We start from the raw sequence: 12,121 nt of genomic DNA on the forward strand, positions 1-12,121 counted from the left end.
TTAGATATCTAAAATGTAAGCTTCCTTAGGTAGTTTGGGGTCAAAGTAAAGGATGCCGCACTCAAAAAAATCAAAAGACAAACTAGTTTTAGGGTGCTCTTTAAGTGTTTTCCATGCATTTTCCATGCCCCTTGACCAATGTATATCTGCTACAACGACAATACTTTGATGGTGTAGGTAAGGTAGGAGGGTTTCAAAATAATGTAAAGTAGCTTCTTCTGTGTGTGTAGCATCAAGAAGAGCAAAATCTATAGCGTTTAAATCTGTGAGAATAATTGGTAACGAGGTTTTGATATCTCCAAGATGAAATTGAAGGTTTTCAGCTTTGTGGTGTTCCTTAGCTTTTTTCCATAAAGCTTCGCTTCCTTCCAGTGAATGCACAACTCCTTTACTGACTTTGGATAAGTAATGTGCATTAAGACCCGTACAGGCACCCAATTCTAATATTTGTTGTGCAGGTGTTTCTTGACAAAAAAATTGATAAAGCTTATTGAATTTTCGTTTACTAGTGCTGTACTTGGTGACATCAGATGTTTTACGGGTGTTTTTTTTCAATTTCTTTGAACCAGCACCAAAGTCTTTGATAAAAAGCAGCTCATCATCTTGTAAAAGTTGTTGACGAATAGCTTCAAGTTCAGCTTCATAAGGTTGTTCCTCTTTTATGAAGCTCTTGAGCTTGGAGTAGGTTTGGAAAACTTGCGGGGATTGCAGAGAATATTGGTCTAATTTGAGTAACCAATGTTTGAGATAAGGTAGTATCAAGTGAGTTTAGTTGTCGAATATTGTTGCTATCAGTTGAAATTCAGGTATTTGAACTTCAATAAGTTTGCCTGTTTTGATAACTTCCATAAGATATGTGCCCCCCATTTTCCCCAATCCTGACTTTAAGTTGCACCCTGATACATATTCATGGTGTTGTCCTGGTTCTAAGATAGGTTGCCTACCAACAACCCCATCACCCTGAACAATTTTTAAATGATCTCCAGCATCGTGTATTTCCCAATGTCTTTTCAGTAACTTCAAAGTTGTGCTGCTATTATTTTCTATAATTACTTTGTAAGTGAAAACATAATGGTGTTGTTGAGGATTAGAAAAATCAGCTTGGTAAGTTGTGTCTACAGTTACCTTTACTCCTTCGGTTGTGGCAGATACCATGATGTGTAGAAATTTAATCAGTACTAGTGACGAAAATATACAATAAATCTTTAATTGATACGAATTCTCTAAAAAATGGATGTAAAAATTGAAAATAGTTGGAAGAAAAAATTAGCTGAGGAGTTTCAAAAACCCTATTTCAAAGACCTAACCGCCTTTGTGAAACAAGAATATCTTTCGCAAACAATCTATCCAAAGGGGAAAGAGATTTTTCAGGCATTCGATTCTTGTCCTTGGGATGAAGTTAAAGTGGTTATCTTAGGCCAAGATCCTTATCACGGCCCCGGGCAGGCGCATGGGCTTTCATTTTCTGTGAGAGAAGGAGTGCCTTTTCCCCCAAGTTTGTTGAATATTTTCAAAGAAATCAACAAAGACCTAGGGAAGTCCATACCTGCTCATGGTAATTTGGATAGATGGGCCCAGCAAGGTGTTTTGCTTTTAAATGCTACACTTACTGTGCGGGCAAATCAAGCTGGCTCACATCAAGGAAAAGGTTGGGAGGAGTTTACCGATGCTGTCATCAAGCAAATTGCTTTACAAAAAGAACATGTTGTATTTATGTTATGGGGAGCTTACGCTCAAAAAAAAGGGTCCTTTATTGATCAAGATAAACATTGCATACTTAAAGCTCCCCATCCTAGTCCTTTATCTGCCCATAGAGGTTTCTTAGGATGCAGCCATTTTTCGCAAGCCAATGCGTACTTGAGTAGTAAAGGGATAAAAGAAATTGAATGGTAATTAGGTACTTAAAAAACTTTTCAGTCAAGGGCCTCACTTGAAAGCTGGATTTAATTTCGGGGAAGCGCGCTTAGTATAGATTTTATAGGAGAAACCCCTTAACTTTTTGACAATAGCTACTGAAAAAAGCAGAATGGGGTTTTGGTAAGTACCATACCCATTCTGCTGTGAGCAAGTGTTGCGGATTTGGTTTTTGATCAACCTGTATTTTTTAATCCATTCGCCAATGCGGTAGTTATCTGAAGCAATCGTGTAATGATTTCCTGATTGTCTCCATCAGGATTGGCCGCTCTCCATGTTTGGAGATTATTGATTTGATAGTGATGGAGAATTTCCACTGCCTCCGCTCGCCTTCCTAAGGTATCGAGCAAGGACGCTCTCCGTATACTTCTTGGATTCTTGAACACCAACTCCAATTCATCTAAACATAATTTATATTCTGCCTCAATGATGTTCAGTACATTGTTTCTGACCGATTCATCTTTGACCAAAGATGCGTAAGTTTTCATCCATTTTTCATCGGCATTCAATACATTGGTTTCCAATTGTATTAAAACATAGCGGAAGAATGGCCAACTGTCATGATTGTCTTTTAATAGGGAATAGAGTTCAGGTTTTTCTGTCCTCAAAGTATGCAGGCCTGTACCCATACCAAACCAGCCGGTCAAGTTGAATCGGCTTTGTGTCCAGCTAAATACCCATGGAATAGCACGTAAATCTGCCAATGTACGTGTGCCTGTTCTACGGGCAGGTCTCGAACCGATTTTACTAAGTTCTAACACATCAATTGGAGTTGCTTCTGCATAGAATTTGATAAAATCCGGATGCTGAATCAGATTTTTATAATGTTTTTGTGCGGCCCCAGCTAGTAGCTCAACTGCCTGTATTTTTTCTGTGGCAAGCTGCTCTCCTTTGATTGCTTTGGCTGTTTGAAGAACAGTACCCGAAACTAACATTTCTAAGTTGTAGACAGCATTCAAAAGATTAGCAAATTGTTGGGCAATGGTTTCGCCTTGTACAGTCAATTTGATTTCTCCTGTCAAGCTACCCACAGGCATACTTTCTAGGAAACGGTGATATTTTCCTCCGCCTCTGCTGATTGTTCCTCCAATTCCATGAAAATATTTGAAACGAATCCCGTGTTTTTTGGCAACTTGACTTAGCGCTTGTTCTGTTTGATGAATATTCCATCTACTGGCCACAATACCACCGTCTTTATTACTATCGGAATAGCCCAACATCACCTCCTGAACTTCAATGCCTTGTTTTTGATGGATAGGATGAGCGAGGTAAGCTTCCATGATGCCTGGAGAAGCCTGTAAATCATCTATAGTTTCAAATAGAGGCACTACTGGGAAATCACCATACGGAATTCCAGCCTCTCTCATAAAGAGATAAACTGTCAATAAATCATTTAATCCTCGTGTCATACTCACGATAAATGAACCAATACCGTCTTTTCCGTATGTGTCACTATGGGATTTGACAACACGATAGCAATTTAAGACCTTGTCGGCTTCTTCACCATAATTTGTTCCAACTACCCCAAAAGGTCTATTGGTTTGTAATTCACGATTCAAGAATTCTGTCTTTTTCTCTTCCGACCACTCGCTATAAAGTGCTTCCTCAGGATATGCATGTTGGATTAATTGTTCTAATGCTATATCATGGAAGGCAGAGTTTTGCCTGATATCCAGCTTAGCAAGATGAAAACCAAAACATTGCATTTGACGCTCAATAGGGAAAAGGAGGGTTTCCATGATTCCATGAGCCCCAATGCTTATCAAACTTTTTCGCATGATTTTCAGCTTTTCACTGAGCTCTAGCGCACTACTAAAGCCTTTTTCTAAATTTTGCTCTTTGGTGTGTTTGAGTTTTACCAATAAAAGATTGATATACTGCCTCCAAGGTTCAAATGGATTTCTTTGTACGGCTTGTGTTCCTTCTTCTTCCAATAATTTTTCCATGGATTTAATTTCCTTTTCAAAAAATGGAGGAATTGGATTCCTTATACCAGAAAACGAGATTTTAGCCGCTAATTCTCGGATTTGCTTTTCTACTAATTCCAAAGCAGACTTCCTGTGAAGTAGGAGTGTTTCTGCGGTGATTTCGGCAGATACATAGGGGTGCCCATCTCTATCACCACCTACCCAGCTTCCAAAACTGAGAACAGGGAAATTTTCTGGATTTTGCATTGCCTGCCTATCAAAGCCTGCATTTATCCAGCTATCTTTTAATTGTTCATCATGTTTGGCTAAGGCTTTGGGAAATACCTTGGTAAAGTAATGTAAGACATTGTTTCGCTCAGATTGAATAGTTGGCTTTTCGAGGTAAACTTCCCCCGTTCTCCACCAACGTTCGATTAACGTCTCAATTTCACGCTCGATACCCTTAATTTCGGCACTCGAAAAAGAGGTGTTTTCTAGTTGTACTAGTTTTAGATATAAATCTCTATGGATTTCTAATACAGATATCCGCTTAGCCTCGGTCGGGTGCGCGGTTAAAACAGGAGTGATTTCTGTTGATTTTAAAACATCCAATAGTTCGTTTTCAGAAAACCCATCACTCTGAAGGCGCTGAAAAGTCTCTCCCCATGAGCCACGTATGCTTGAAGAGCCGTTATGGTCCACTATTTTCCTTCGGAATTGGACAGCCGCATTCTCTTCTACTAGATTCATTAGTTGAAGGTATATACTAAGTGTCTGAATGTGCTTGGATTCCTCACTTTGTTTACTGAGAATATCGGGCACTCCTGAACGGGTTTCAAAGCTTTTTACAAGTTCATGTTCTCCAAGATTTATCAAAACATTTTTGAATCGTTCAGTGAGAAAATCCATATCCTTCCGGATTTTTTCAAAAAGTAATTGCTGACTTAATTCTATCATAGTAAAATAGGTTTTAAAGAATAGTTACGGATTAAAGGTAAAAAGTTTGCTTCATTTGGCCTAAAGCTTTCCGAAAATCAATCCGAATTTTCTTCTGAAATCAAAAATAGATGACTTTTATCTGTTTTGATTGCTTGGTATATGAATAGTAATATATTTGTCGAATTGAAATTTTGACAATAACTCAATTAATCTTTATGGAACAAATGTTTATCTACATTGTCCCCTTGTTGGGGATTATCGGTCTTGTCGTCATGGCAATCAAATCAGCTTGGGTAACTAAGCAAGATGCAGGAGATGAAAATATGGCAGAATTGGCAGGTCACATTGCTAAAGGAGCCATGGCCTTCTTAAAGGCAGAATGGAAAGTCCTCGCTTATTTTGTTGTGATCGCAGGTTTGTTATTAGGTTGGTCAGGTACATTGATCGAAACCTCCTCGCCGGTCATTGCTATTTCATTTTTGATAGGTGCTGTACTATCAGCTTTTGCAGGCTACTTGGGTATGAATATCGCGACCAAAGCGAATGTTCGGACTACTCAGGCGGCTAAAGGAAGCTTAAAAAATGCATTGAAAGTATCTTTCACAGGAGGTACAGTTATGGGGCTTGGTGTTGCAGGATTGGCCGTTTTTGGAATGGGAGCATTGTTTATCCTATTTTACAATATGTTTGTGCTTTCTACAGGTGGAGATGTCAATGGTGCTGCTATGGAAACAGCTTTAGAAGTTTTGGCAGGATTCTCATTGGGTGCAGAGTCTATCGCATTATTTGCCCGTGTAGGTGGAGGTATCTATACCAAAGCAGCTGATGTAGGTGCTGACTTAGTGGGTAAAGTAGAAGCAGGGATTCCCGAAGATGATGTTAGAAATCCAGCAACAATTGCAGATAATGTAGGTGATAACGTGGGTGATGTAGCGGGTATGGGTGCCGATTTGTTTGGGTCTTATGTTGCTACTATCCTTGCCTCTATGGTTCTAGGAAGAGAGATTATATCTGATGATAATTTTGGAGGTATAGCTCCAGTATTATTACCGTTGGTTATCGCAGGTATCGGGTTGATTTTTTCAATTGTAGGAACTTGGTTTGTAACCATCAGTAAGGATACAGATTCGGTACAGGCTGCATTAAATAAAGGAAACTGGATTTCTATTTTATTGACAGTTGCAGCATCCTATCCTTTGATTATGTACATGTTGCCAGAAGGTGAATTAGTGCTTTCTCGTGGAGGCTCCATAGCATTCACGAAAATGGGTGTTTTCGGTGCCGTGGTTATAGGTTTGATTGTCGGTGCCTTAATGAGTATGATAACAGAGTATTACACCGCTATGGGTAAGAGACCTGTTAATTCCATTATCAAACAGTCTTCAACTGGTCATGCTACCAATATTATTGGTGGACTTTCGGTAGGGATGGAGTCAACGGTACTTCCGATTTTGGTATTAGCGGGTGGCATCTATGGTTCTTTTCTTGCCGCAGGTTTATATGGAGTAGCAATTGCTGCTGCTGGTATGATGGCAACCACAGCTATGCAATTGGCTATAGATGCCTTTGGTCCAATTGCGGATAATGCGGGTGGTATTGCTGAAATGTCAGGTTTACCAAAAGAAGTTCGTGAGCGTACGGATATCTTGGATGCAGTAGGTAATACTACAGCGGCTACTGGAAAGGGTTTTGCAATTGCTTCTGCTGCTTTAACAGCCTTGGCTTTGTTTGCGGCCTATGTAGGTATAGCAGGCATTGATTCCATTGATATTTATAAGGCTGATGTTTTAGCGGGTCTTTTTGTAGGCGCGATGATCCCATTTATCTTCTCTTCATTGGCAATTGCTGCAGTGGGTAGGGCCGCTATGGACATGGTCAATGAGGTTCGTAGACAGTTCCGAGAAATTCCAGGAATTATGGAATACAAAAACAAGCCAGAGTATGAAAAATGTGTGGAGATCTCTACACAAGCATCTATCCGAGAAATGGTGGCGCCAGGAGCTATTGCCTTAATAGCACCTATGGTTGTCGGTTTCGCTTTTGGAGCAGAAGTTTTGGGTGGTCTATTAGCAGGTATTACCGTATCTGGGGTATTGATGGGTATTTTCCAAAACAATGCCGGTGGTGCATGGGACAATGCAAAGAAATCTTTTGAGAAAGGTGTAATGATTGATGGTGTGATGCAATATAAAGGTTCAGAGGCTCATAAAGCTTCTGTGACTGGTGATACCGTAGGTGATCCTTTTAAGGATACCTCAGGTCCATCTATGAATATTTTGATCAAATTAACATCCATCGTAGCCTTGGTAATCGCTCCCCATATTTCGGAAAAACCTCATGGCTCGCATGCTCTGAAAGAAGATGTAGAAATCAAGAAAGAGATTACCTACGTAGACGGGAAGAAGGTAGAAAAGGTAGAAAAAATTGTCATTACAAAATAATTACAAAAGCCTCTGAGAAATCAGGGGCTTTTTTTTTTGAAAATTTTCTTACAAAATGTTTTGCTCTTGCGTTTTTATGCCATATTTTTAAATAATATCAAACTCTTGTTTGATTCTTTGTGCTGTTTTAGGTCTTTTTTCGATATTTTATTATCAAATACCGACATGAAACAGCAAGATGCTATTCGGTCTAGACCTTTGTCTGGTATTAGTGAAAAGTCATTTAACCCTAATAAAATCAATTATGAGGAAAAAGTTTACCAGTTACTTTCTTCTATCCTTCTTAATTTTGACTGTGCCTATGCTGGCACATGCTCAACAATTGACAGTGAGAGGAAAAGTCGTATCCCAAGAAGACGGACAACCGCTTCCAGGAGTAACCATTTTGGTACAGAACACTTCAATAGGTTCTGTTACGGATATTGATGGAGAATACACCATCAATGTTCCTAATGCGAATTCCGTTTTGAGTTTTTCATTCATCGGCTTTAAGTCGCAGAATGTACCAGTCAACGGACGTTCGGTAATTAACATCAATATGACTACCGATACTGAGCAGCTGTCTGAGGTAGTCGTAACAGCTTTTGGTTTGACCCAAGAGAAAAAGAAAATTGCCTTCGCAGCTCAAGAGGTGCGTGGCGATGAAATCATTGCATCTAGGGAGCAAAACATCGTAGATGCCCTCAATGCCAAAGTTGCTGGTGTACAGGTGACAAGGCAAGGTGGATCTGCGGGTGCTGCGTCCAGTATCGTAATCCGTGGTATTCAGTCAATTTCCGGTCAAAACCAACCCTTGTTTGTAGTAGATGGGGTGCCCATCAACAACTCTTTTAATGCAACTATTGGGACATCGGGAGGCGTGGATTACGCAAACCGTGCTATTGATATCAATCCTAATGATATAGAGAGTATATCGGTACTGAAAGGACCTGCGGCGACGGCCCTTTACGGAATTCAAGGTGCCACAGGGGTTGTGTTGATTACAACCAAAAAAGGAGCAAGACAAAAAGGATTCACCGTGGATGTTTCCACTAACTTCTCCACAGACAGAATCATGAACTATTTCCCTGCTCAGTTGAAATACAGCCAAGGAGATAATGGTATTTTTAATGGAGGTACTACGTTCAATCATTTTGGACAACCTATTTCTACTTTGCGATACGATCCATCTACCCCAAATCCGAAGGATCCAAGAGGGACAATCGTAGATATGAATCATCCAAATGCGGGTCCACGATTACCTGTGTATGATAATCAAGAGTTATTTTTCCAAAGTGGCTTTACCAATGATACCCACGTAGCAGTATCGTCTAGTACTGATAATTCTAACTTCTATTTGTCTGTTGGAAATATGTTCCAACAAGGAATTATTCCTAACAATACGTTTAACAGAACATCTGTGAAACTATCTGCTGATACTAAGTTAGGAGAAAAGTTCAAGGTAGGAGCTTCAATTACCTATGCTAATAGTACAAGTACAAAATTTGGTCGTGGAGATAATTTCTCTGATGCTATCCAAGGCTTGTACCGGACACCTCCTTCTTTTGACAATTCAGCAGGGTTTGTTTTACCTAATGGGCAGCAAAGAAACTTTAGAGGTGCAGTAGATGGAAGCAGACCATTTAGTCCGGATAACCCATTTTGGACAGTAAATAATAACCCTTTTAACGATAATGTTAATCGTTATCTTTCTTTCGTGTTTTCAGAATATAAGCCAAGCTCTTGGTTGACGATTTCTCATCGATTAGGGTTTGACTTTACCAACGAAGATAGAACGCAAATATGGGCGCCTTCCTCTTCTGGTGGTGCTGCCATTTCTGCCAGTGGAGCTTTGGGTGGAAGAATTAATGAAAATACCATCAGTGATAGAATTATCAACTCTGATTTTATTATTTCAGCGAATAAAGATATCAATGATAAGTTCAGCACATCATTCTTGGTAGGTCATAACTTCTTCTCCACATCCAATACCAGTTTGCTGATGGATGGGACAAATTTTGCCATTCCAAGTTTATTTACCGTACAGAATACTCAAGAAAATCCACGGTTTGAGCGTTTTGATTTTAGAAGGATGACTCAAGCGGTATTCTCAAGAGCTAGTTTGGGATATCTTAATTCTGTATTCTTAGAGTTATCCATTAGAAATGAGTGGGCATCTACCTTACCAGCGGCAAACCGTTCATTTACCTATGGAAGTGCAGGTTTAAGTGTGGTAATGACAGACCTATTGAGTATTGAAAGCAATACATTGAACTTTCTGAAATTAAGAGGTTCAATTGCAGGTGCAGGAAATATTCCACCTGCTTATCGTACTGATACTTTCTTTAATGTAGCTACTACGGGTACTCGATATGCTCCAGGTGTAAGATTTCCATTGGATGGGGTAGGAGGAGTATTGTTGAGTCCTGCTGCTGGAAATTCAAACTTGAGAGCTGAATTTACTAATACTTATGAATTTGGTGTGGATTTCAGATTGTTCAATAATAAAATTGGCGCTGAAGTAACGTATTACAATGCGACAAGTACAGATCAAATTGTCTCAGTGCCTATACCGGCATCAACAGGGTTTACAACGCAGATTGTCAATGCTGGAGAAATTCAAAATAAAGGTATTGAAGCTGTTATTACCGGAAATGTCGTCAATAGAGGTGATTTCTCTTGGGACATGATTTTCAATTTCACGCGGAATAGAAACTTTGTGATTTCCTTACCAAATGATGAGCAGATTGTCAACAACATGTTTGGTGCCCGTATTCAAAGCAGATTGATTCCTGGAGAACAATTTGGTGTATTTTATGGAAATGCCTTCTTAAGAAATGATAATGGGGATGTATTGATTAATCCACAAGGCTTTCCGATAATGGACCCTGTTCAGCGCCAGGTAGGTAACCCCAATCCGGATTACCTGATTGGTTGGAGAAATAATTTCCGCTATAAAAACCTGAACTTGACCATGCTTTGGGATATAAGAAAAGGTGGTGATGTAGTAAATGTTACCGCTTTCTGGATGGGGAATGGTTCAGGAGTAGCTGAGCATACCTTGGATAGAAATCGAGTTGCTATATTCAGAGGTATTATTGAAAACCCTGGGGCAGATAATCACGGACAGCCAAACACTATTCCAGTGACGTTAGATCAAGCTGCTTTTCAAGGCTCAGGTGCTGCATTGGCCTTTGGTCGTGAATTAACTGAAAGATGGGTGCAGGATGGGTCATGGATACGCCTAAGAGATGTTAATTTGACATATGATTTACCTCAATCCGTTTCTAGAAAGTTAGGAATGAGTAGAGCGAATGTGGGTGTGTATGGAAGAAACCTCTTGTTATTTACCAACTATGGTGGAATTGATCCAGAGACCAACCTTGCAGGTCCTAACAGTGTCGTAGGTTTAGATGCATTTACTACTCCTAATATGAGAAGTTACGGTGTGACCATCAATGCCTCTTTTTAACCCTTAAACAAGCATACGATGAAAAATAAAATTATATATTTTCTATTGATACTCTTGGTCTTTAATTCCTGTGAGACCTTTGATGAAATCAATACCAATCCTAATCAAGCAACTGAGGCGTCTATTCAGGTGATCTTTCCTGCTGCGACAGCATCCTTTGTGTATGGGATGAACGGGGAGTCTGCTCAGTTTACGAGCATTTTGATGCAATACTTAACCGGTATCTTGGGCGATCAACAACAGGTGAATAATTATGCCTTTATTGCGGATATGAGTGATGCAACATGGAATCGCTTTTATTCAAACTGCTTGAATAATTTACGAATTGTAAAGCAGCAAGCGGAGGATTTAGGAGCCTATCATTATCTAGGCACATCTAAGATTATCGAGGCTATCATTATTGGATATTCTGTGGACTTATGGAATGATATTCCATATTCTGAAGCGTTAAATTTAGCACAATTTCCTCAACCAAGATTTGATGATGCAGCAGGTCTTTACCAACGTGTTCAAACCTTGTTGGATGAAGGAATAGCAGATCTTCAACGTCAAAGCACAACCAGTCCAAGTACAAATGATTTGATATACAGAGCTAATAATGAAAACCTTTGGAGAGCAAACTCATTGCCTCGTTGGATCATGTTGGCCAGAGCAATGAAAGCTAGATATCATAATCACCTGAGTAAAGTTGATCCCAGTGGCTCAGCCACAGCAACATTGGCTGCAATAGATGCTGGAACATTCACATCCAATGCAGATCAGCCTGTCATTACATTCGGGTCAGAATTTGCGGGTCCGTGGTTCCCTTTCTTTCAAACAACTTTTGGAGAAAATAATGTGGGTATTAGTCAACGATTTATTAATTTGTTGAGAGATAGGGTTGGAGCAGGTATAGATGATCCTCGCTTGGTGCGTTTTGTAACGCCTACTACTGGAGGATTATATGTCGGGGTCCCTAATGGTTCCACATTTAGACCAGCAGGAACAGTAAACCCTGGAACTTATTTAAATTCCAGAGAGGCGCCTACGCCATTAATGAATTTCAGTGAAGTGAAATTTATCGAAGCTGAGGCGGCCTTGAGGGCAGGACAGCCAGCAAGAGCAGCTGCTGCGCATAATGCAGCAGTAGCAGCATCTTTACAAAGGATTACCGGCGCAGCCAATGCAGCTTACATTGAACAATATGGTTCTGAGACCGAAGCCAGCATTACTTTGGAAAAAATCATGATAGAAAAGCATATTGATTTATTCCTTCAGCCTGAGGCTTGGGTAGATTGGAGAAGAACGATTCCTGCAAATTCACCAAATACGGTATCTGGTATCCCTTTGTTGGAAGTAGCTCCGAGTAATACCACTCAAGGTAATTTCCCTAGAAGATTTATCTATCCTAATAGGGAAGTTGTGAATAATTCTGCAAATGTTCCAAGTGTTACAAATTTGGATAGAGTATTTTGGGACAGATAATTTAG

The 12,121-nt window shown here is 39.8% G+C and carries 7 protein-coding genes; 4 read left to right on the plus strand and 3 right to left on the minus strand.

Annotation, left to right across the window (positions count from 1 at the left end; genetic code table 11):
- Both ACXIUD_RS14620 and apaG read right to left on the minus strand, forming a co-directional pair.
- Positions 1-762: a class I SAM-dependent methyltransferase gene (locus ACXIUD_RS14620; RefSeq protein ID WP_458053383.1), complete on the minus strand. Its 762-nt coding sequence runs from the start codon at positions 760-762 to the stop codon at positions 1-3.
- 6 nt (positions 763-768) lie between these two features.
- Entirely contained in the window at positions 769-1,155 is a 387-nt protein-coding gene (apaG, locus tag ACXIUD_RS14625) for a Co2+/Mg2+ efflux protein ApaG (protein ID WP_458053384.1), read from the minus strand.
- 75 nt (positions 1,156-1,230) lie between these two features.
- Here apaG and ung point away from each other — a divergent pair, with 75 nt between their 5' ends.
- Positions 1,231-1,893: a uracil-DNA glycosylase gene (gene ung, locus ACXIUD_RS14630; RefSeq protein WP_458053385.1), complete on the plus strand. Its 663-nt coding sequence runs from the start codon at positions 1,231-1,233 to the stop codon at positions 1,891-1,893.
- 197 nt (positions 1,894-2,090) lie between these two features.
- Here ung and ACXIUD_RS14635 read toward each other — a convergent pair whose 3' ends face one another.
- Positions 2,091-4,778, minus strand: coding sequence for a phosphoenolpyruvate carboxylase (locus ACXIUD_RS14635; RefSeq protein WP_458053386.1), 2,688 nt, complete (start codon positions 4,776-4,778; stop codon positions 2,091-2,093).
- A gap of 197 nt (positions 4,779-4,975) precedes the next feature.
- Between ACXIUD_RS14635 and ACXIUD_RS14640 the strand changes: the two genes are divergently transcribed.
- The 3 genes from ACXIUD_RS14640 to ACXIUD_RS14650 all read left to right on the plus strand — a co-directional run bounded on the left by ACXIUD_RS14640 (position 4,976) and on the right by ACXIUD_RS14650 (position 12,116).
- Entirely contained in the window at positions 4,976-7,201 is a 2,226-nt protein-coding gene (locus tag ACXIUD_RS14640; RefSeq protein WP_458053387.1) for a sodium-translocating pyrophosphatase, read from the plus strand.
- Positions 7,202-7,445: 244 nt separating this feature from the next.
- On the plus strand, positions 7,446-10,652 hold the full coding sequence (locus ACXIUD_RS14645) for a SusC/RagA family TonB-linked outer membrane protein (protein ID WP_458053388.1): 3,207 nt from the start codon (positions 7,446-7,448) through the stop codon (positions 10,650-10,652).
- Between the two features lie 18 nt (positions 10,653-10,670).
- The gene (locus ACXIUD_RS14650) at positions 10,671-12,116 is read left to right on the plus strand and encodes a SusD/RagB family nutrient-binding outer membrane lipoprotein (RefSeq protein ID WP_458053389.1); all 1,446 of its coding nucleotides are present in this window, start codon (positions 10,671-10,673) and stop codon (positions 12,114-12,116) included.
- Positions 12,117-12,121: the final 5 nt, after the last annotated feature.

The sequence above is a fragment of the Mongoliitalea sp. genome, assembly GCF_054166905.1.